Source organism: Bacillus sp. FSL P2-0099, from assembly GCF_038007445.1.
GTDB lineage: Bacteria > Bacillota > Bacilli > Bacillales > Bacillaceae_G > Bacillus_A > Bacillus_A mycoides.
Genome location: NZ_JBBOXE010000001.1, coordinates 771,541 through 791,770 on the forward strand (window position 1 = coordinate 771,541; position 20,230 = coordinate 791,770).

The following is a 20,230-nucleotide window of genomic DNA, read 5'->3' on the forward strand; positions in this document are numbered from 1 at the left end:
AAGAGGAGAGAATAACATGCTTGAAAATACGGGGTTAGTATTAGAAGGCGGCGGTATGCGTGGTGTATATACGGGCGGGATATTAGAATATTTTATGGAACAAGATTTATATTTTCCATATGTAATTGGTGTATCAGCTGGTGCTTGTCATGCAGCGTCGTATCTTTCCAGACAAAGAAATAGAAATAAAACAGTAAATATTGATTATGCATCACATCCGCAGTATTTATCGTATAAAAACTTGTGGAAAAAACGTCAGCTATTTGATATGGAATTCATTTTTCATGAAATTCCAGAAAAGCATGTACCGTTTGATTTTGAAACATACTTTAATAGTCCAGAGCGTTTCCTTGTAGGAACAACTGATTGTGAAACAGGACAGTCTGTTTATTTTGAAAAAGAGGGAACGAATGATGATGCACTAAATTTATTGCAAGCATCTAGTTCATTACCTTTCATTGCACCGGCAGTAAACTACCGAGGTAAGCAATTGTTAGATGGCGGGATTTCAGATCCGATTCCAGTTCGTAAAGCACAGGAAGATGGATTTAAAAAATCAGTCGTTATTTTGACGAGAAATCATGGTTACGCGAAGAAAAAATCAAAATTTGGTTGGATTGCAGCAAAGGCTTATAAGAAGTATCCAAACCTTGTAAATACGATGCTGAATCGTTATGAAGTGTATAATGAAACACTTCACTACATTGAAAAAGAAGAGCAAGCTGGTAATTTATTTGTTATTCGCCCAGAAGTGCCGCTTCAAGTAGATCGTATGGAAAAGGATACGGCTAAATTACAAAGTTTATATGAGCAAGGCTATGAAGATGCAAAGAGACAATTTGCAGATTTACAGGCGTTTTTGCAAAAATAATAATTAGGCTGTGGAGAAGGAGTTCTCTGCAGCCTTTTTTATTATTGGTTTCAATACCGAATGTTGGTTATATACATTTTGGGATTATGGTATAATATGGATAAAAGTATGTAGAGAGGTGATACATATGGAAAATGTATATAAAGGGCTTAGACATACTGGATTTACAATGTTGCTTATTTTTGGTGGCGTATTTCTACTGCGCTGGTTCATTCATGATGAAATGTTATTAGATCAGCTTATTGGTTTTAGTATAGGAATGGTAATGGTTATTTCATCAGTGTTCATTCAAAAGTATAGTAAAGAATTGCAGGTAAATGAGAAATATTAAAGGTTTCTAACCTCTTTTAAGTAGTTTGGTCGTAGAGGAGGCTTTCATATGACTTTTTTATTTGCGGTATATTTTGTTTTTATTATGACATTGTTAATTACATTTCTTCTTTCTAAAAGATCATTTGAGAAGCCTTTTATTAAATATATACCAGCGTTCATTTTGTTTATTTTGGCTTTCATTTCTTCTATTATTTTTATATTTAATAACGGAATGGGAGAGCTTATGATAGCAATCTTCTTAGGTGTTACAGCAATAGCGAACGGTCTTTTACTTTTTGCGTTGAAAGTAGTTCGTGTGATTGTTGCAAAAGGAAAGTAGCGCATCGGAATTCGATGCGCTACTTTTTTATTTACGCTTCTTTTTAATAAATGAAAAGGCTAAAGCTGCAATTAAAATACTGCCTTTAATGATATCTTGCGCATAATAAGGAACGTTCATCATTGTAAGGCCGTTTAATATGATTCCAATTAATACGGAACCAAGAAATGTTCCGATGACATTTGGTTTCTTAGCACCGAACATTGCATAACCGATATAGGCAGCTGCAACTGCATCCATTAATAATGGGGCGCCAGCTGAAACTTGTCCTGTTCCAACGCGGCTACATAGAATAATACCGCCAATAGAGGCAAGTAAACCGCTAATCATATAAGCATATACACGGTAACGATCAGTAGGAATACCAGCTAGTCTAGCAGCTTCTCGATTCCCACCTGTCATATAAAAGAAACGACCGTACGTTGTTTTTTCTAAAAATACATATGCAATTAAAACGACGATAAGCATGATAATGACAGGGACTGGAATTCCTAACACAGAACCTTGACCGATAAATAAAAAGGATGGAATAAAATGTCCTTTGGCACCAGACATTCCTTCATAAATAGAAGATCCTTTTGAAAATGTTAAGTGTAGTCCATTCACGATATACATGATACTTAATGTAGCTAGTAAATCTGGTAGTTTAATTCGGATAACGAGTAGTGCATTTAATAATCCAACTAATAGCCCACAAAGAATAGGAACAAGGAGTGTGACTAATAGTTCTTGTCGATATAAAATGAGACAGGAAGCAGCGGCAATGGTTGCTAAACTAGCGGTAGAGCCGACTGATAAATCAAATCCATCTACAATTAATGTAAAGGTAACACCAATTGCAAGTAACGTTACGATAGAAATGGAACGTAAAATATCACTAATATTGTTGTATGTTAAAAAAGAATCGTTGACGATAGAGAAGAAAATTGTAACACCTATAATGATAGCAATCGTACTAAATTGATAAAAAAGATGAGTAGGTAAATATAGTTTCTTAGTTTTTGTTTTATGAACGAGATTCAATGGAATAACTCCCTTCAGATAAATGTAAAAGCTGTTCAGGAGATAGTTCGTCTGGTAAGTATTCACCTACAAATTCTCCGTTTGCGAGTATAAGAATGCGATCAGCGATATGTAGTGCTTCATCTTGTTCTCCTGTGAAGTAAATTACGGAACTTCCGTTTTCAGTAATGTTACGAATGAATTGAAAAATGTCTTGTTTTGCAGCTATGTCTACACCTTTAGTTGGCTCGTCCAAAAGAAATAGATTCGGTTTGAATCCATGCCACTTTGCAATGGAGACTTTTTGCTGGTTTCCACCGCTAAGTGAATGAATAAATGCTTTTGGGTCATTGGGTGAAATGCTGAAAGAAGAAATTGCTGTAGTAGCATTATTTACTTCGGTTTGCTTTCGTCTCCAACCTGATTGGTGTAAATTAGTGTGGCTTATAATATCTTCCGAAAGAAATACGCCTTGTTTTCTTCTTTCCTCTGGTACAAGTGCGATCTTTGCTTTAATCGCATCTCGCGGTGTTTTAATTGTTATTGTTTGACCATCTATTTCTGCGTGATAAGTATGACGAGTACCAAATAACGTTTCAGCAAGTGTTGTTTTGCCACTGCCAATTAATCCGTATATCACAACAGTTTCACCTTTCCGTACGGTGAGAGAAAGGGGAGAATGGTCTTTGTGTAATGGAAGTTCTTGTACTTTAAATAATTCTTCGCTCCCTCGTTTTGGCGCTGTATTAATAGGAAGTGTAAGTTGTTTTCCAGTCATCGCTTCCACAATTTGTTGATCTGTAACCTTTGTGATCGCTTCAGAAAGTGCAACTTTACCGTTATGTAATACGGTTACATCATCCGCGAAATTTCGAATCTCTGATAAACGATGAGAAATTAAGATGATGCCAATTCCTTTCAATGTTAAATCTTTTAATAGTTGCCCGAAGGTTTCAACTTCTTTCGGTCCAAGAGAAGAAGTAGGCTCATCTAATAAAAGATAATTTGTATTGTTGGATAAAGCTCTTGCGATAAGAAGTAATTGTTTTTCATGTAATGAGCAGTTTGAAACATCTTCCGAAACATTTAAATCAGCCTGTACAGTTTGCAAATGTTGTTTAGCGAGTGAGACTAATTTTGACTTTGAAAATAGTACTTTATTTTGCATTGCTAAATGATCGATTAGTACATTTTCTAATACCGATAATCCAGGAATAAGTCCGTGATCCACTTCTTGTGTTACGAAAGAAATACCATGTTTTTTTGCATCGCGTGGTGAAGTAAAGGAAATAGACTGATTATCAATTTTTATATTCCCAGAAACTGGTTGAATTTCACCAGTTGCTATTTTTAGTAAAGTACTTTTTCCTGCACCATTCATTCCTAGTAAAGCGTGAACTTTTCCTTTTTGTATGTTAATAGAAACATTTTCTAGTACAGGGGTAGAGATGTGATAAGAATGTGTAATGTTTTGAAGAGAGAATGTCATCATTTTTTCTCCTTCTCTAATTTTTTCATCCAAGGTGAATATGCATCTTTCGAGTCTCCCCAACCGTTTATATGTTTTGATAATTGATCCATCGTTATATTTTCTTGTGGCAAACTATTTTTCTTTACTAAATAAGGTTCTAGTGAATAAATATCTGGCGTTTGTTCACCAGCGATTTTCTTATATAAGAAACGCACTTGAACTTTACCGACTTCAGCTGGATCGGTTGCAGCCGTAGCAGTCCAAGGTGAATTTTCTTTTTGCATGAGTTGTAAATCTTCATTACTTAAGTCAATGCTGTATACTTTTATATCTGTACGACCAGCTTGTTCGAGTGCTTTGACGGCCCCCTTAGCAAACTCATCCCACGAAGCGAAAATAGCTTGTAAATCACCTTTTTTCGGATATTTTTTTAGTAAAGCCTCTACTTGTGTTTGCGTATCAAGTGGTGTGTTATTACTAGCGGTACCAAAGCGTGCAACTTCTTTTATATTTGGATAACGTTTATAAAAAGCATCAATGATAACATTGCGACGTTCCATTGGAGCAAATCCGCCAACCCATACGACGGCGATATTCCCTTGTCCATTCAGATCTTCCGCTAACGTTTTTAATGATTTCCATGCAAGACTATAGTCATCTTGATCAATAATCGTTACGCCTGGTAAGCGTAGGTCGTTATCAAATGCAACTACAGGAATATTCGCTTGTAATGCTTTTTCTACTCCGGGTTTTAGTGCTTCAGAGCGACCGTGATCAATTAAAATACCATCAACTTTTGAATTAATAGCAGTATCTAGATTTGCTGCCATTTTTGCTAAATCATTATCAGAATTGTAGACTTGCACACTGCCGCCGAATAGCTCGACTTGTTTTTTGACACCCTCAATATATTGAGAGGAAAAAGTTCCGATGGACATTTGCATAATTAATGCGATTTTTAATGGCTTTTTTACTTGGCTTGGAATTTCTGTTTGTAAATGATTTGCTGCTGTAGTAGTTTCTTTCTTCACCGTTTGTTGCTTTTGTGAAGAGATAGCATCTTGTTCATTTGTGCAAGCTGTTAATGCGAGTAAGAGAATAATGAGTACGGTGGAACATAATTTTTTCATAAAAAAATCCCTCCTAAATTAAGAAAAGAGAGGAGGGAGTGAAAATAAAAACGTCTTTTCATATAGAAAAGACGTCTTATCATATTACTCTTATCTTTCAACACAATGTGTTGTAAGAATTAGCACCGTGCCCATAAATGGGTCGGTTGCCGGGCTTCGTAGGGCTCATCCCTCCACCTGCTCTTGATAAGACATCGAATATTTAACTATTTCGAATTATTCCATAAGTGTATGCTGTTGTCAAATGTTTTTTTGTAAATAAAAAATCCCTCACAACGAGGGATTTTAATGTGGTAAGAAAACTAATTGATAAGCGAACAAGATCCCGAATAAATACACAAGTGGGTGAACAGCACGGAATTGTCCTTTTGCCACTTTCATAAGTGGGTATGAAATAAATCCAAGTGCAATACCTGTTGAGATACTTGATGTAAGTGGCATGCTTAAGATTACTAAAAATGCTGGGAATGCTTCATCGAATGTATCCCAATCGATGTGGCGAACTGAGCCCATCATAAGACTACCAACGATAATTAGTGATGGTGCTGTAATAGCTGAAACGCCAGAAACAGCGCTCACTAACGGTCCGAAGAATGCTGCTAATGCAAATAGAACAGCTACTGTAACAGTTGTTAAACCAGTACGACCACCAGCTGCAACACCAGCAGATGATTCAATGTAAGCTGTTGATGGTGTTGTTCCGAACATAGCTCCAATTGTTGCTGAGAATGAGTCAGATAGAAGAGCTCGTCCTGCTTTTGGAAGCTTTCCATCTTTCATAAATCCACCTTGTTGTGCAACGCCAAGTAGTGTACCTGTTGTATCAAATAGTGTAACAAGGAAGAATGAGAAGACAACGCCGTATAATCCGTAGTTAATTACATCAGATACAGCAGTAATTGGATTTGAAACGATAATTCCTTCTGGTAATCCAGGCATTGATGTAACGCCGCTTGAGAATGTTAATTGACCTGTGAAGTAAGCGATAATACCAGTTAATAACATTCCGATAAATAGTGCCCCGTTTATATTTAAAGACATAAGGATAATTGTAATTCCAAGGCCAGCTAATGCTAGTAGAACTGGAGCAGAGTGAAGATCGCCAAGCCCAACTAAGTTTGCATCATTTTTTGTAACAATTCCCGTTAAGCGCAAACCGATAAAAGCAATAAAAAGACCGATACCAGCAGTAAGTGCATGTTTTAAGTTCTCAGGAATTACTTCCATTAATTTCGTACGGAAAGATGTGAATGATAACAAAATTAAAATCATACCTGCTACGAATACAGCAGAGAATGCAATTGCGAAAGTCATGCCTTCATGGGCTTTTACAACAGAATAAGAGAAGTAAGCATTTAATCCCATACCTGGTGCAATTGCGATTGGTAAATTAGTAAAGATCGCCATAAATAATGTTCCGACAACAGCAGCGATAATTGTAGCTGTAAATGCTTGTTCAAACGGAACACCTGCATCCCCAAGGATGACAGGGTTTACGACAATGATATATGCCATTGTTAAAAAGGTAATAATACCTGCCATAATTTCAGTTTTAATAGAAGTTTTATGTTTTGAAAGGTTAAACATATAAACATCCTTTCTTTTTACGAATAATTTTCACAACAGTTATATATAATATTCGTTTTTTAACTATTTTGCAATAGTTTTGCATAAAAACTTTAGAACAACTCATATTTTATGTCGTAAATTCGAATATTAATCGTAAAACTGTGTGTGCATTGCGGTTCTTTAATGTGTAAGTAGTTTTTTTTATTGTGCGCATTATAAGGGGAAAGGAGTTGAAGGAAGTTATGCCGCAGCAAAAAAACTTTTTAACAATGCCAGCACAACATCAAAATAAACAACCTGGTATTGAATCGTTAATGAATCCTCTTCCAAAGTTTGAAGATCCAAATTATAAAGGAAGTGAAAAGTTAAAAGGAAAGAATGTATTAATTACAGGAGGAGATAGCGGGATTGGAAGAGCTGTTTCTATCGCTTTTGCAAAAGAGGGAGCAAATATTGCGATTGCTTATTTAGATGAGGACGAAGATGCAACTGAGACGAAACAACTTGTGGAAAAAGAAGGCGTGAATTGTGTATTATTGCCGGGAGATTTGAGTAATGAACAACATTGTAAAGAGATTGTAGAAGAGACCGCCCAGCAGCTAGGGGGGCTAAATGTTCTTGTGAATAACGTCGCACAGCAATATCCGCAGCAAGGACTAGAGTATATTACAGCGGAACAGCTAGAAAAAACGTTCCGTATTAATATTTTTTCTTATTTTCATGTTACAAAAGCAGCCCTCTCTCATTTAAAGCAAGGGGATGTAATTATAAACACGGCATCTATCGTTGCGTATGAAGGAAATGAAACGTTGATTGATTATTCTGCAACGAAAGGAGCGATTGTCGCTTTTACAAGATCGCTATCTCAGTCGTTAGTACAAAAGGGAATTCGTGTAAATGGTGTTGCACCAGGCCCAATTTGGACACCGCTTATTCCATCCAGTTTTGATGAGAAAAAAGTATCACAGTTTGGGAGTAATGTTCCTATGCAAAGGCCTGGTCAGCCGTATGAATTAGCGCCTGCATATGTATATTTAGCGTCTAGTGATTCGGCATATGTAACGGGACAGATGATGCATGTAAATGGTGGAGTAATTGTGAATGGATAGTTTTCATTTATAAGAGCAAAGTAAAGTTAATTGTATTTATCCCGCTATTTGCGGGCAGTAAGACTCCTACCTAACAATTCGGTGAATACAAGGAAGTTAGGTGGGAGATAAATGTCCGTAAATGCTCGATTGGTGAAGGCTAATCCTCAGTGGGGATGGACAAAATCCCCCAACGAGTAAAGTTTCACTTTATTATGATGTTAGTGCTAGGGAGGATTTAGATGAAGAAAGTATGGTTTATCGTAATCCTATTTTTCTGCCTGCCAGCTAGCGTTTTTGCTAATACAGATCATTTAATATTAGTTAACCTTACGACGAATCAGCTGTCTTTTTTTGAAGATGGAAACTATACTAAGACATTTCCGATAACGACAGGAAAAGACAGGACCCCGACGCCTGAGGGTAATTTTTGTATTATAACTAAATATAAAAATAAAGAATACCATCGTAAAAAAATAGCTGGGGGTGCTCCGAATAACCCTCTCGGTACGAGGTGGTTAGGTCTAGATAAAAAGGAATATGCAATTCATGGAACAAATCGGGAATGGACGATTGGAAGCAGGGAGTCGAATGGTTGTATTCGCATGCACGATCGGGACATACAATGGTTATACGACCGGGTACAATTACAGACGAAAGTAATTATTTCTCGTTTTCATACGGGTCCCGAATATGAAGCGTATAAGCTTGGTTATCGGGTTGTGAGTTGGAATGGTCGTAAAGTAGAAGAAGAACAAATTGGAATGCTTACGTTAGTAGATCGTGTAAATATATATTGGCAAGAACCAAATGGACAATTGACGAAAGTAAAAACGGTATTGCCAAATGAAAAATATACAGTGTATTCAAAACGAAAAGATGGAACCTATTATATAGGAAACAATTTGTATATTGTAGATGTAACGGGAGAAAAAATTCGTTATGAGCAATTACCTTATTCGATTTTAAGTAACATATATAAAAGGAAATATAATGTTCCATAATAGCTACCGTGTATAGGCGGTAGCTTATTTGTGATGAAGTTTAGTTGGTTTTAATGATTTCATACCAATCGCGCGCCTGTAAATAGTGAGATAAAAAAATTGGAACAGCAACTATTATGTTTTGCTGAATATAATACAGTACAGACTGGGGGGCGGTCACATTATGAAAAGTGAATTTGCATTTAAAATTTTCTTAATCACGACTTGTTTATTTATCGTGTATTTATATGCGTTACTCGTCTTCTCCTTTTATGTTCCATATATTGATTTAATATTGTTCGTTGGATTTATTTGGGCATTTGTTAAAGCGAGGGAAGGGGAGAAGAGTGTATATCGGCGCATTACTTTATGCGGGACGGTCCTTCTCGTTATTTTGTACTTTTTTATGATGCATGATGTTTGGAGAGGAATGTAAAAAAGCATACGACTAATCGTATGCTTTTACGTTTAATATTTCGGTTTAAATGTATGACAACACGTTTCTACACTCGTTGTTACAGAACTTTCAAGCGTCTCGTTTGTTAAAGTAGCGTTTGTATATGAACTGTTTTCAATTTGACCTGCTTCTTGTGCATCAGGTTGAACAACGATTGCACTTGCTTGACAAAGGTTACCTTGTCCCCAAAATGAGCAATTGGAAACAGAGCATTTCACTTCTGGCATAAAACCCCCTCCTCATACATTAGTGTGGGATTTTACGCCCATTTCATGTATAGAAGGAGTTTCCTTTTCTTATTATTTTTTCGTTTGCTCAAGCCACTCTTTTAATTTGTCTTCCGGTTGTTCGCCGCTAATACGGCTCACTTCTTTACCGTCTTTAAAATGAATGATTGTTGGAGTTCCTTTAATTTTATATTCATCCCAAGGAGCATCTAATTTTTCAATATCCATAACTTTCATATCAACATTCAAGTCTTTAGCCATTGGTACTACGATAGGAGATAATTTTTGGCAATGAACGCAAGATGTTTGATAAAAGTATACTGTTTCTTCTTTTTTCTCTTTTAAATTCTTTTGGAGATCTGAAAGAGAGATTTTATTTGTGTAGTAGTCAGAACCATCTGTTTGACTAGTAGCATTATCAATTTTTTGGCTTGTTGAAGCATTTTTTTCTTCCATTTGTGTTACAGCGAAAATTGCTGCAAACAAGGCGATAATAATACCGCCAAATATAAGCATTTTTTTCATTCTTTCATCTCCTTATTTGTTTTTAATTACGATGAAGCTACAAACAGCGATTGTGATAAAGCCGATAAGTGCTAAAAACGGGATTGTCACAAAGCCGAACCAGTTTATGTATTCTCCCGTACAAGGTACGCGGCCGCAAGCTGCCCCAGCAGCTGAAAATGCTGCGATTTTTTGAATTGCATAGTGATATAAAGAAATACAAGCACCAATACTTGCGATTGGTAAAGAATAACTTGCAATGCGATAGTCTTTCTTTACTACAGCGATACCGAGCCATAAAACAAATGGATACATAAAAATACGTTGATACCAACAAAGGACACAAGGCTCAAATTTCATAATTTCGGAAAAGTATAGACTTCCTAATGTAGCAATAAACGAAGCTCCCCATGCAGCAAATAAAGCATACTCTTGCTTTTTTTCTCGTCCCATATTTTATACCTCACTTATAATAGTTACATACTAAATTATAGTATGAAGTGGTAGGGAAAAGAAAGAAAAAATATGTTTATCAATAAAAGTTTTATAAGGAGAAACTTTTATTGATATAAACATTTTAAAAAAGCGCTATTCTCATAAAGAGAATAGCGCTATATTTTACATTTGAATTTGCTCTACTTCTTCTACATGTGACTTTTGGGATGCGTGGTCAATATATTGAAATAGGAGCTGCAATTGTTTATCAACTTCTGGTAGTTCTTTACTGTATTGATAAGCGTGTAAAAAATGCTCAATACGCTTAGAAAATAATTGATCGTTCGTTTGAACCATGAGAACGAGTAATTTATCCCAATTACAGCAATACGTGTAATAGAGAGCTTTATCATAGTCGTTATATGTTTGCACTGTGTACCCTCCTTACCGAGGAGTTATATATAGTGTGTGACAAGTAAGGAGAAATACACTTGAAAGAATTTGTTAAGAAAAAAGGTGAATGAAAAGAGAAAAACGAGGGATTTCCTCGTTTTTATGCTTTTGGCATTGGCGTAGGTGTTGGCTTGCCATACCCTTCTTTGTATTTATTGTCGATATAGTTACGAATTTCGAGCGTTGATTTTCCTTTTTGTTTCATGGAAGCCGATTCAACCGCGATTTCTAGGCAGTTGACACAAGTTGTTGCGTGGGAATCCCAAACAACTTCACCATTCTTTTTAATTTCACGAATAAAGCAGTTTTTATTGTTTTTATGTCCTACACTCTCACCGCAACCGCAGTAACATGGAATCCAATCTAATAGCTCTGCATTTTGTCCAGCGACAGTGTAGATATCTTTCATTTGCGGATCAAGCTTGTCTAGGAAGGTAGGGAGTGTGTCGATTCCTTTTGTCTTTTCTTGAATATCAGCTTGCTGAGTATGTGATGCGTGGTCATGCTCTTCTTTTGATTCAGAAGATTTTTTGTCATTTGTACTAGTACTCCCGCATCCAACAAGAATTAGGCTCAGTACTGCAAGTAAAGAAAATACATACTTTTTCATTCGCTTGTCCCCTTTACAAATGTATTAACCAAATTGTATCAAATATCATGGTGTGTCGGGTGAAGATTTTTTTGACTGATTTTTGAAGCGCCATCGTAGTGAATGGAATAGAAATAAAATTGGGATATAAGCGTATACAATATATAAACCAGCTTGAGACAGTACTGTATTTAATGTATTGATACTTTCACGGTTTGTGAAAAATAAGGATGAAATAAATATAGCTGCAATAAAAAATGGAAGTGTAATTTTAAATGGTACGTGAAAAGACCTTTTACTAATGCAACAAGAAGACCAAATTGTTAAACAAAGATTAGGTAAAATAATAAGATACCACATGAAAATAATGATGTACTCAAACCTTTGGATAAAAGGAATCTTTATGATTTTTAGCATTGTTAATGTTGGCCAAATTGTATGATGTAGTTGTCCTTGGCTATAGTACATAAGGGAAACAATGGCTAGTATTACGTATAGAATTGTTGTAAAAGCAATACCACCGTGCGCCCATTTATTTAATGATTTTTCTTTTTTTATAAATGGATAAAAAACAAGAATTGCTTCAAATCCAAGAAATTCTAATGCAGATGATTTCGCTGCAGTTAGAATTTCTAAAGGTGAATGAGTTAGAATTGGGAGAATGTTACGGACATGCGCGTATTTCATTGGGAAAACTAAGAAAAATAGGACGAAAATCGGTATTACGACGCCCCAAAAACATATTCCTGTTACAGAGCGAAAACCACCTTTAATTACGTAGTAAGTCACAAGTAAAAATAATAAAGTTAATTTCCACGGTTTAATTGTAGGGAAGACCCAAACTTGAATGACTTCAATATATGTACGAAGGACAGTAAGGCAAAATAATAGAAGGTATGCAGCAAAGCATACGGACAAAAATGTTCCAATCCACTTTCCGAAACATGTCGTATGAATATTCATTAAATCATTATCTTTTTCTAACATTTTAAGCATGCAAAATAGCACGATATGAGTTGCAATGCCCGCAACAATAAGAGAAATCCAAGAATCATAACCGGCATATTGCGCAATAATCCTTTGGTATCCTAACACACCTACTCCAATTTGAAGGGAGTGTAATAAAAGAAATGTGAAATAAGGGGAAACAGTATGTGTTTTATCTTGTCCAGCCATTACAGCACCTCACTATTCTCCGATACCAGATTGCACGACATTGATTTGCACATGAACAGCAACGTCTACATTAGGGTACATTTCTTGAATTTGTTTTATAGTCCATTTTCTTGAATGACTACGAATTTCTTCTTGTATACCTATCGGATCGATTTCTTTTTCTTGGAATTGTTTTATTAATTCGTTTAAATGCTTCTCAAGCGTTTTTTCTACATGTTTTTTTACGTAAGTTATATTTTCGTGCTTTGCTAAATCGAGCCAGTCGGGAGCATTTTTTATAAGTCCGTTTAACTTTAAGTGGATGTTAACTTTCGGAATGTCACCGTTTTGGGAAAGAGAACAAAAACTTTTCCCGGATAAGTTTTGAGTAGCGATCAATCCTTTATGCTTACCTTGACGTATCGGAACTTCGTAACGACCATTTTTAGTTGGATTAATGAGTAGTTTTAATAAAAAAGATCCTTTTTTATCTGTGTACATAACCACTTTATCCTTTTTTAAAAAAGCAATTCCTTTAATGGAAGCAGACTTGTCTTCATCAACTTTAATATAAGGAAGAAATGGATCGCATCCAGATGAATAAAAGTTATATAAAAAAATATTTAAAGCTGTCCGAGGGATTGTCTCGGTTTCTATATTTTGCTCCAGTAAATCAGATAGATATAGCGATCCATTCGTTTTGACATGTTTAAGTAATTCTTCTGTTGAACCATCTACAAGCGCTAGTTGCACATCTCGGCCAATATTAGGATCACGTTGTAAGTTGTTAATAACATCCCCAATTCCACGTTCACCAAATGATTTTCCAAATAGGACAACACGCATTTGACCTACAGCGATCGTATGTGGTGATTTGGCGTTTAGAAGTGAAGAAATTGTTTCAATTGTATCTGCGGTAGTTGACTGAGTTTCTGGTTTTGATTGAACGCCTTTTGTGTAATCGGGATATAAGATTGTCCCGCGAAATTTTTTATCTTTCGTTATATCAAATCCACCTATATGAATCATTCGCTGTGTGTCTACTATATTCGGTTGTGTACAGCCGGATTGGAAAATTAAAATGATAATGGAAAAGCATAATAAAGTATTTTTCATTTCTCTTCACCATCATGTTTTTCTTTCGCTTTGTTTGGATCATAGCGCCATTTCTTTTTTGGTCTTAGAAAAGAGGCACGTCCTGCAGTTTGACTAAATGGCAAGCGAAAGAGACCTTCTGCCGTTCCTAAACCGCGAAATGGATATAGAGGTAATAAATAAGGTGATCCAAGTGATTTTAAGCGAATTAAATGAGCTAATATGAGTACGAATCCTACAATGAGACCTAAGCCCCCAAATGCACCAGCTAAAAGAATAAGTGGAAATCGTAGTATCCGGATAGTAGAAGACATTTTTACAGTTGGTGTTGTAAAAGAAGCGAGTGCTGATAAAGCAACTGCAATTAATAAAATGGTACTCGTTAAAGCAGCCTGAACAGATGCTTGGCCAATTACAATCCCGCCAACGATGCCGATTGTTTGTCCAACTTTTGTAGGTAATCGCGCTCCAGCTTCACGGAGCAATTCGATTGTGATTTCTAAAAAAAGTGCTTCTAAAATGGGCGGAAAGGGTACATTAGCTCTTGAAAAAATAATCGGACCTAGTAAATCCGCAGGAATCATTTGATAGTGATACGTTAATACAGCTGTATAAATAGCTGATGAAAATAGCGAGAATGCTGCTCCGAAAAAGCGAACCATTCGAAGAAATGAGCCTGCTATCCATGGTAAATAATAATCTTCTGGAGAGACGAAGAAATCGAGTAATGTCGCTGGTCCAGCTAATGCGTAAGGTGAACCGTCTGTTAAAATGACGACTCCTCCATTCAATAATGCATAAACGGAGCGATCTAAACGCTCTGTAGGAAGTAAAACAGGGAAGGGAGAGTTGCTGTTATCACTAATAAACTGTTCAATCATAGTTGCATCGAAAGGAACATCAAAGTCAATGTCTTGTAGGCGCTGCATCGCAGTATTAACGTGCTGCTCATTCGTAATATCTTCGATGTAAGCAACTACGACTTTTGTTTTTGATATAGAACCAACTATAACTTCTTTGAAAACTAATTGTTCTGTGACGATATTTCGCCGAAGTAAGTGTATATTTGTATCGATATTCTCAACAAATCCGACTTTTGGACCGATGACACTATATTCATTTTCAGTATCGTTATATAGCCGTGTACCTAAAACGGAACTTTCAGCACGAATAAGTGCATATTCTGCGATTTGAGAATCATTTTTTAGTTGTATAAGTACATATCCACTTAATAATTTTTCACGAATGTCATCAATAGTAGGGCCAGTGATAATCTCCTCAAGTGTGACGATATTTGCTATATCACTTATATTTTCAATGTGATCTAATTCTCTTTTTATAGGTGTTAAAATGAATCGATTAATGAGGAGTGATTCAGCCGTAGATTTATAGTAAAACAAACATAATGTCCCATCTTCTACGATGTTATAAGAAACGAAATCACTCGATTCTTTCATAGTATGGATAAACTCTGGAATGGAACAGATTGTTTTTTTCTTCTTTTTAGACGATAAACGAAACATTTTCTCACCCCTTACTACATCATTTTCTTATGTTAGTTTTTGGGAAAGACGGGAATTTATACTTGAAAATTGAAAGTTCATAAAGAAAAGGAAGAGTATTGAATATCTCTTCCTTTTTGACAGGCTAATTTGTTTTCTTTTCTTTAATAGACTTCACTAATTTAATCATTTCTGCCCGTATATCTTCTTTTTTAACATTTAATTTTTCCGCAATTTGTTTAATATCCATCCCATCTTTTTTCATTTTTAGTACATCGTCAAGAGGGGTATTACTTTTTTGAGAGATGATTGTTAACACGGTAAGTTGGCGTAAGCCGATGTTATATTCTTTCATTTTTTGTTTCAGTCCATCTGGTGTGGACTTTTGCATATTTGCTAATTTTTGCAGTAGTGCTTTTTTCGTTTCTTTATTCATATGATGCTTTTTCAATTTACTTGGGTCTACACCGAAATGCTCGGCTGTTTTCTCCCAAGATTTATTTTGCTTATAGTAAGCTAAAACGTCCTTAATTTCTTTTTTACTTATTCTTGCAATGTTGGCAGCTTTCCAAATTTCATGTTTATTATAGCCGAGTTTTTCGAGCGACTGCATTTCTTCTTCTGAAATAGGCTTATGATGGTGCATTGTTACTTCTTTTGGCGTGGCAGCGGAAGCAGGAAAGACAGATATCCCGCACAATAATGCTGCCATAGTCATACTTACTGCGATTTTCTTGTACATATAAACTCCTCCTAGATGGGTAATGTGGAAAACTTACACATATCATTTCCATAAAATGTGAAAAACTTGTGAACAAGTTAAGTTTTTTTATTCACAGTATAAAAAGAAGTTTTTCATGGTTTTCCAACATAAAACATTGATTAATAGTGAAAAACTAGGTTATAATCGAAATTGAAAATCAATATCAATGACGGATTTATACATATAGATAAAAATAAGGGAGAGAAAAATATGACTACATATACTTCCATCGCAAACGTTATTAAAGAAAGACGTTCTGTTCGTACATTTACAAATAAAGCAGTAGAAAAAGAGCTATTAATTGAACTATTGAACGACGCAACATGGGCACCGAATCATAAACACCGTGAACCATGGAATTGTAAATTATACATTGGAGAAGGCCGTCAGAAATTAGTAGACGCAGTACTAAACTCTTTCACAGAAGAAGAAAGAGCAAAACGCGGCAAAACTTTATCTGATCGTTTCTTAAGCACACCTGCACAAATCGTTGTTTACATTAATGAAGATCCGCGTCAAATTCAACGTGACGAAGATTACGCTGCAACATGTGCATTTATGCAAAACTTCCAATTACTTGCTTGGGAACGCGGATTAGGCTGCGTTTGGAAATCAGGTGGATTAAACTACAATCCACTATTTATAGAAGGAATTGGTTTAACAAGAGGTCAACGCATCATTGGAATTCTTCATATCGGCTATTTCGATAAAGCACCAGAAGGAAAAGCTCGTACACCGATTACGGAGAAGATGGAGATCATTGAAGGTTAATTAGAAAGAGGCATTCTCGTTTTTTTAGAGGGTGTCTTTTTATTATGCAATCAATCCTCATGAAAGCTTGTTCCTTATCATACACTTTCTTAAGGGAAAGTGTAAGGAGGGAAAATAATGAGAGCAAGTGATGATAAAGCACTACAATATGCGATTGCTGAAATTACGGAAATTGCGACTGGATTTGGTCTTGATTTTTATCCGATGCGCTATGAAGTATGTCCAGCGGAAATTATCTATACATTTGGTGCATATGGGATGCCGACGAGGTTTTCGCATTGGAGTTTTGGAAAGCAATTTTTCAGAATGAAATTACAATACGATTTAGGACTTAGTAAAATTTATGAACTCGTTATTAACTCTAATCCATGTTACGCCTTTTTATTAGATACGAATTCTTTAATTCAAAATAAATTAATCGTGGCGCACGTTTTAGCACATTGTGATTTCTTCAAAAATAATATTCGTTTTTCTAATACGAAGCGCGATATGGTGGAGAGTATGGCAGCGACAGCAGATCGTGTGAAGGCGTATGAACATAAGTATGGAAGAGAAGAGGTAGAAACATTTTTAGATGCCGTACTTGCCATTCAAGAACATATTGATCCATCGCTTATGCGTCCGAAACTTGCATGGAGTATTGAAGATTTAGAAGAGGATGTAGAAAAGAAAAAGATATCACAGTACGATGATTTATGGAATTTAGATGATCGAAACAAAAAGAGAGAACGACCTAATATGCATAAAAAGAAGAAAATCCCACCGCAGCCAGAAAAAGATTTACTCCTCTTTATTGAAGAATATAGCCGTGAGCTAGAAGAGTGGCAGCGCGACATATTAACGATGATGCGTGAAGAAATGTTATACTTCTGGCCACAGCTTGAAACGAAGATTATGAATGAAGGTTGGGCTTCCTTCTGGCATCAACGCATACTTCGTGAAATGGACTTAACATCTTCTGAAGCAATCGAATTCGCGAAGCTTAACGCAGGTGTCGTACAGCCATCAAAAACAAGTATTAATCCATACTACCTCGGTATTAAAATGTTCGAAGATATTGAAGAGCGCTATAACAACCCGACAGAAGAAATGAAACGACGCGGTGTGAAACCTGGTTCTGGTCGTGACAAAATCTTTGAAGTACGGGAAATTGAATGGGATGTATCGTTCCTAAGAAACTATTTAAATAAAAAACTCGTAATGAGAGAAGATATGTACTTATTCCAGCGCCAAGGAAAAGAATATAAAGTAATTGATAAAGAATGGGAGCATGTACGCGATCAACTCGTAAATATGCGCACAAATGGAGGTTTCCCGTACTTAGTAGTAGAAGATGGAGACTACTTAAAGAATGGGGAATTGTACATTAAACATAGCTATGAAGGAATTGAGTTAGATTTAAAATACTTAGAAAAAGTATTACCGTATCTTCATCAGCTATGGGGAAGAACAGTGCATATGGAATCGATTGTGGAGAGTAAGGGCGTTGTGTTTTCTTATGATGGGAAGATGGTGCATCGGAAGTATGTGTGATGGAAAGAACGGACATAGGATTTCTTGTCCGTTCTTTTTATTTTGAAAATGGTAAATATGCTATTCTTGAAGAGAGGGAGTTACATAGAGAAATGGAGCGATTCAAATGAGCAAAGTAGGGGTATGCAAGGTAGATATTACGCCGCCTATAGGTATTGATTTTATCGGATATCATAGAGATACAGGGATTAATAATATTGAAGAGCACATTTATGGGACAATTTTTGTATTTGAAAAAGATGAAATGAAAACTGTGTTTATAAGTATTGATAATATCGGAATGTTAGTAGAAGATACGACGATGATTCGTGAACGAGTAGCTAGTGAGCTGAATGAGCCGTTGCAGCAAATAACTGTCGTTTATACACATACTCATTCTGGTCCGGAAACAGTCGGTGATCATCCTTTAATAAAGTCGTATAAAACGATTTTACTAAATAATGTAGTGCAGGGTGCTATTACTGCGAATAATAATATGCGGTCATGTGAAGTTGGGTGGGATATTACAACAGGTGATATTGGAGTAAACCGAAGAGAGAGGACACCTGATGGAAAAGCAAAGATGGGCATAAATATAGAGGGTATTGTAGATAAAAGAATTGGTGTTTTAGCAATGAGAAATGCTGAGTCAAAGGAGTTAGCTGGGGTCATTGTATTTTGTACTGCTCATCCGAATGTTTTAAAAGGGGATAGCGATGTATTATCAGCAGATTATCCTGGAATGACGCGAGAGATTCTGGAGAAAATAGTAAACTGTCCTGTTATTATTGTTCAAGGTGCCACTGGAAATGTGAATGCGAAGTATCGTGGTTCACAGGAAGCATTAAAACAAATGGCTTACGTACTCAGTGGACATGTGTTAACGATATTACCAACAGTTACATATAGACCAATTGTAAATCTAAGAACTATTTCGAGTACGATGCAAATGAAATTAAAGGATATTCCAGAAATTGAGGAGATAAAAAGAATGGCCCAATTAGCTGAGAAGCAGTGGGGTGTGAATACTGAAGAATGGCTTACTATCGTTTTAGAAAAGCATAGGAGAAACATTCAGCAAGTAAGTATTGATTTAGAAATTCAATTGTTTCAAATTAATGATGGGATATTCTCTGGAATACCGATGGAACCTTTTTCAGAAACCGCTTTAGAAATGAAAGAGAGTGTTCAAAATGAACTAGCTTTCTTTGGTGGCTATACGAATGGATATATTGGTTACTTACCGACAAAAGAGGAGTATGCATATGGTGGGTATGAAGTGGAATTAAATCCTGTTGTGTATGGGCCAGTTACAAATTTGTTGATGCCGCCAGAGGAGAATACGGCAGAGCTGGTCGTGCAGAGAGTTACGGAATTATATAATGTATAAAATATGGGTATCCCATATATTTAAAACAAAATTTAAAGGAATCAATGATTTTAATAAAGCTGTAAAAAACGAATCCATTTTGAAAAAGACTAATCAAAATGGATTCGTTTTTTATATGGAGTTTTTGTTTACCAAACAGGTCGTATGTTGGATGATAATTTTCCTGCATCGTCTGTGTTAACGAATGTTGTCAAATCTTCTTTTAGCAATTGCATTCGATCCGCACCTATATTTTCAATCCATCGCTGTTCTATTTCAGCTACTATTTCTTTTTTTGCTTGCATTACTGCTAAACCACGTTCGGTGAGAACAATGATTTTACCTCTTTTATCAGTAGGATGCGTTTGGCGCGCGACATAACCACTGTTCTCAAGAGAATCTACCATTTTACTCACAGCTTGCTTAGAAACCCCTAAATATTCAGCTAGTTCTATACCTGTTGCTCCATTAGGAAGGATGCGTTTGAACATAAAACCATGCACTGGCCTAATATCTTCAAATCCCAATTCACTTAATTTGTCATGTAGTTCAGTGATTAGTGTGCTGAACGATAATGATAAAAGTGAAGTGAGATCTAATTCGTTAAATGTTTGATGATCCATGTATATAAC

23 protein-coding genes and 1 riboswitch are annotated in these 20,230 nt (G+C 35.9%); of the genes, 9 read left to right on the plus strand and 14 right to left on the minus strand.

Annotated elements, in window-relative coordinates:
* Positions 1-16 precede the first annotated feature (16 nt).
* The 3 genes from MKY90_RS03925 to MKY90_RS03935 all read left to right on the plus strand — a co-directional run bounded on the left by MKY90_RS03925 (position 17) and on the right by MKY90_RS03935 (position 1,523).
* Positions 17-871, plus strand: a complete 855-nt coding sequence (locus MKY90_RS03925) for a patatin-like phospholipase family protein (RefSeq protein ID WP_002140445.1) — start codon at positions 17-19, stop codon at positions 869-871.
* Positions 872-998: 127 nt separating this feature from the next.
* Positions 999-1,202, plus strand: a complete 204-nt coding sequence (locus MKY90_RS03930; RefSeq protein ID WP_000432819.1) for a hypothetical protein — start codon at positions 999-1,001, stop codon at positions 1,200-1,202.
* 48 nt (positions 1,203-1,250) lie between these two features.
* Complete coding sequence (locus MKY90_RS03935) at positions 1,251-1,523, plus strand: hypothetical protein (RefSeq protein ID WP_000143386.1); 273 nt, start codon at positions 1,251-1,253, stop codon at positions 1,521-1,523.
* A gap of 27 nt (positions 1,524-1,550) precedes the next feature.
* Here MKY90_RS03935 and MKY90_RS03940 read toward each other — a convergent pair whose 3' ends face one another.
* From MKY90_RS03940 to MKY90_RS03955, 4 genes are all read right to left on the minus strand, one after another.
* Positions 1,551-2,546 (minus strand): ABC transporter permease, encoded by a 996-nt coding sequence (locus MKY90_RS03940; RefSeq protein ID WP_001054974.1) that lies wholly within the window; start codon positions 2,544-2,546, stop codon positions 1,551-1,553.
* Positions 2,530-4,017: a sugar ABC transporter ATP-binding protein gene (locus MKY90_RS03945; RefSeq protein ID WP_098167921.1), complete on the minus strand. Its 1,488-nt coding sequence runs from the start codon at positions 4,015-4,017 to the stop codon at positions 2,530-2,532. The genes MKY90_RS03940 and MKY90_RS03945 overlap by 17 nt, the downstream gene beginning before the upstream one ends.
* Positions 4,014-5,126: a sugar ABC transporter substrate-binding protein gene (locus MKY90_RS03950; protein ID WP_002125355.1), complete on the minus strand. Its 1,113-nt coding sequence runs from the start codon at positions 5,124-5,126 to the stop codon at positions 4,014-4,016. The genes MKY90_RS03945 and MKY90_RS03950 overlap by 4 nt, the downstream gene beginning before the upstream one ends.
* An 87-nt stretch (positions 5,127-5,213) precedes the next feature.
* Positions 5,214-5,319: riboswitch (SAM riboswitch) on the minus strand.
* Positions 5,320-5,411: 92 nt separating this feature from the next.
* Entirely contained in the window at positions 5,412-6,713 is a 1,302-nt protein-coding gene (locus tag MKY90_RS03955) for an NCS2 family permease (protein WP_002029878.1), read from the minus strand.
* A gap of 224 nt (positions 6,714-6,937) precedes the next feature.
* On the opposite strand from MKY90_RS03955, the gene MKY90_RS03960 reads away from it, so the two are divergent.
* The 3 genes from MKY90_RS03960 to MKY90_RS03970 all read left to right on the plus strand — a co-directional run bounded on the left by MKY90_RS03960 (position 6,938) and on the right by MKY90_RS03970 (position 9,202).
* Positions 6,938-7,804 (plus strand): SDR family oxidoreductase, encoded by an 867-nt coding sequence (locus MKY90_RS03960; protein WP_002087502.1) that lies wholly within the window; start codon positions 6,938-6,940, stop codon positions 7,802-7,804.
* Between the two features lie 221 nt (positions 7,805-8,025).
* Complete coding sequence (locus MKY90_RS03965; RefSeq protein WP_078205452.1) at positions 8,026-8,787, plus strand: L,D-transpeptidase; 762 nt, start codon at positions 8,026-8,028, stop codon at positions 8,785-8,787.
* A gap of 163 nt (positions 8,788-8,950) precedes the next feature.
* Complete coding sequence (locus MKY90_RS03970) at positions 8,951-9,202, plus strand: hypothetical protein (protein WP_002029881.1); 252 nt, start codon at positions 8,951-8,953, stop codon at positions 9,200-9,202.
* A gap of 32 nt (positions 9,203-9,234) precedes the next feature.
* On the opposite strand, the gene MKY90_RS03975 is transcribed toward MKY90_RS03970, so the two are convergent.
* From MKY90_RS03975 to MKY90_RS04015, 9 genes are all read right to left on the minus strand, one after another.
* A complete protein-coding gene (locus MKY90_RS03975) occupies positions 9,235-9,450 on the minus strand; it encodes a DUF1540 domain-containing protein (RefSeq protein ID WP_002029883.1) in 216 nt (71 codons plus the stop codon).
* Between the two features lie 72 nt (positions 9,451-9,522).
* On the minus strand, positions 9,523-9,975 hold the full coding sequence (locus MKY90_RS03980) for a thioredoxin family protein (RefSeq protein ID WP_002029885.1): 453 nt from the start codon (positions 9,973-9,975) through the stop codon (positions 9,523-9,525).
* Between the two features lie 12 nt (positions 9,976-9,987).
* Positions 9,988-10,407, minus strand: coding sequence for a disulfide formation protein C (locus MKY90_RS03985; protein WP_002125372.1), 420 nt, complete (start codon positions 10,405-10,407; stop codon positions 9,988-9,990).
* A 165-nt stretch (positions 10,408-10,572) separates the two neighbouring features.
* Positions 10,573-10,821 carry a YhdB family protein gene (locus MKY90_RS03990; protein ID WP_001195459.1) on the minus strand — a complete coding sequence of 83 codons (249 nt, stop codon included), beginning with the start codon at positions 10,819-10,821 and terminating at the stop codon, positions 10,573-10,575.
* A gap of 121 nt (positions 10,822-10,942) precedes the next feature.
* Complete coding sequence (locus MKY90_RS03995) at positions 10,943-11,452, minus strand: PCYCGC domain-containing protein (protein WP_215599041.1); 510 nt, start codon at positions 11,450-11,452, stop codon at positions 10,943-10,945.
* Between the two features lie 45 nt (positions 11,453-11,497).
* Positions 11,498-12,607: a GerAB/ArcD/ProY family transporter gene (locus MKY90_RS04000; protein WP_002029888.1), complete on the minus strand. Its 1,110-nt coding sequence runs from the start codon at positions 12,605-12,607 to the stop codon at positions 11,498-11,500.
* Between the two features lie 12 nt (positions 12,608-12,619).
* Positions 12,620-13,702 carry a spore germination protein GerYC gene (gene gerYC / locus MKY90_RS04005; protein WP_002140451.1) on the minus strand — a complete coding sequence of 361 codons (1,083 nt, stop codon included), beginning with the start codon at positions 13,700-13,702 and terminating at the stop codon, positions 12,620-12,622.
* Complete coding sequence (locus MKY90_RS04010; protein ID WP_033729732.1) at positions 13,699-15,204, minus strand: spore germination protein; 1,506 nt, start codon at positions 15,202-15,204, stop codon at positions 13,699-13,701. Before MKY90_RS04010 ends, gerYC begins: the two co-directional genes overlap by 4 nt.
* Positions 15,205-15,328: 124 nt before the next feature.
* Positions 15,329-15,925: a hypothetical protein gene (locus tag MKY90_RS04015; RefSeq protein WP_215599039.1), complete on the minus strand. Its 597-nt coding sequence runs from the start codon at positions 15,923-15,925 to the stop codon at positions 15,329-15,331.
* A 231-nt stretch (positions 15,926-16,156) separates the two neighbouring features.
* Between MKY90_RS04015 and MKY90_RS04020 the strand changes: the two genes are divergently transcribed.
* The 3 genes from MKY90_RS04020 (at position 16,157) to MKY90_RS04030 (ending at position 19,619) form a co-directional block, all read left to right on the plus strand.
* On the plus strand, positions 16,157-16,717 hold the full coding sequence (locus MKY90_RS04020; protein ID WP_002125380.1) for a nitroreductase family protein: 561 nt from the start codon (positions 16,157-16,159) through the stop codon (positions 16,715-16,717).
* 117 nt (positions 16,718-16,834) lie between these two features.
* On the plus strand, positions 16,835-18,250 hold the full coding sequence (gene spoVR / locus MKY90_RS04025; protein WP_002125381.1) for a stage V sporulation protein SpoVR: 1,416 nt from the start codon (positions 16,835-16,837) through the stop codon (positions 18,248-18,250).
* A 106-nt stretch (positions 18,251-18,356) separates the two neighbouring features.
* Positions 18,357-19,619 (plus strand): neutral/alkaline non-lysosomal ceramidase N-terminal domain-containing protein, encoded by a 1,263-nt coding sequence (locus MKY90_RS04030; protein WP_215599037.1) that lies wholly within the window; start codon positions 18,357-18,359, stop codon positions 19,617-19,619.
* A gap of 128 nt (positions 19,620-19,747) precedes the next feature.
* On the opposite strand, the gene MKY90_RS04035 is transcribed toward MKY90_RS04030, so the two are convergent.
* Positions 19,748-20,221, minus strand: coding sequence for a MarR family winged helix-turn-helix transcriptional regulator (locus tag MKY90_RS04035; RefSeq protein WP_341090423.1), 474 nt, complete (start codon positions 20,219-20,221; stop codon positions 19,748-19,750).
* Positions 20,222-20,230 lie beyond the last annotated feature (9 nt).

Coding starts and splice junctions, on each gene's coding strand:
- MKY90_RS03925 (WP_002140445.1), top strand. CDS start 17: ATGCTTGAAAATACGGGGTTAGTATTAGAAGGCGGCGGTATGCGTGGT.
- MKY90_RS03930 (WP_000432819.1), top strand. CDS start 999: ATGGAAAATGTATATAAAGGGCTTAGACATACTGGATTTACAATGTTG.
- MKY90_RS03935 (WP_000143386.1), top strand. CDS start 1,251: ATGACTTTTTTATTTGCGGTATATTTTGTTTTTATTATGACATTGTTA.
- MKY90_RS03945 (WP_098167921.1), bottom strand. CDS start 4,017: ATGATGACATTCTCTCTTCAAAACATTACACATTCTTATCACATCTCT.
- MKY90_RS03950 (WP_002125355.1), bottom strand. CDS start 5,126: ATGAAAAAATTATGTTCCACCGTACTCATTATTCTCTTACTCGCATTA.
- MKY90_RS03955 (WP_002029878.1), bottom strand. CDS start 6,713: ATGTTTAACCTTTCAAAACATAAAACTTCTATTAAAACTGAAATTATG.
- MKY90_RS03960 (WP_002087502.1), top strand. CDS start 6,938: ATGCCGCAGCAAAAAAACTTTTTAACAATGCCAGCACAACATCAAAAT.
- MKY90_RS03965 (WP_078205452.1), top strand. CDS start 8,026: ATGAAGAAAGTATGGTTTATCGTAATCCTATTTTTCTGCCTGCCAGCT.
- MKY90_RS03970 (WP_002029881.1), top strand. CDS start 8,951: ATGAAAAGTGAATTTGCATTTAAAATTTTCTTAATCACGACTTGTTTA.
- MKY90_RS03975 (WP_002029883.1), bottom strand. CDS start 9,450: ATGCCAGAAGTGAAATGCTCTGTTTCCAATTGCTCATTTTGGGGACAA.
- MKY90_RS03980 (WP_002029885.1), bottom strand. CDS start 9,975: ATGAAAAAAATGCTTATATTTGGCGGTATTATTATCGCCTTGTTTGCA.
- MKY90_RS03985 (WP_002125372.1), bottom strand. CDS start 10,407: ATGGGACGAGAAAAAAAGCAAGAGTATGCTTTATTTGCTGCATGGGGA.
- MKY90_RS03995 (WP_215599041.1), bottom strand. CDS start 11,452: ATGAAAAAGTATGTATTTTCTTTACTTGCAGTACTGAGCCTAATTCTT.
- MKY90_RS04000 (WP_002029888.1), bottom strand. CDS start 12,607: ATGGCTGGACAAGATAAAACACATACTGTTTCCCCTTATTTCACATTT.
- gerYC (WP_002140451.1), bottom strand. CDS start 13,702: ATGAAAAATACTTTATTATGCTTTTCCATTATCATTTTAATTTTCCAA.
- MKY90_RS04010 (WP_033729732.1), bottom strand. CDS start 15,204: ATGTTTCGTTTATCGTCTAAAAAGAAGAAAAAAACAATCTGTTCCATT.
- MKY90_RS04015 (WP_215599039.1), bottom strand. CDS start 15,925: ATGTACAAGAAAATCGCAGTAAGTATGACTATGGCAGCATTATTGTGC.
- MKY90_RS04020 (WP_002125380.1), top strand. CDS start 16,157: ATGACTACATATACTTCCATCGCAAACGTTATTAAAGAAAGACGTTCT.
- spoVR (WP_002125381.1), top strand. CDS start 16,835: ATGAGAGCAAGTGATGATAAAGCACTACAATATGCGATTGCTGAAATT.
- MKY90_RS04030 (WP_215599037.1), top strand. CDS start 18,357: ATGAGCAAAGTAGGGGTATGCAAGGTAGATATTACGCCGCCTATAGGT.
- MKY90_RS04035 (WP_341090423.1), bottom strand. CDS start 20,221: ATGGATCATCAAACATTTAACGAATTAGATCTCACTTCACTTTTATCA.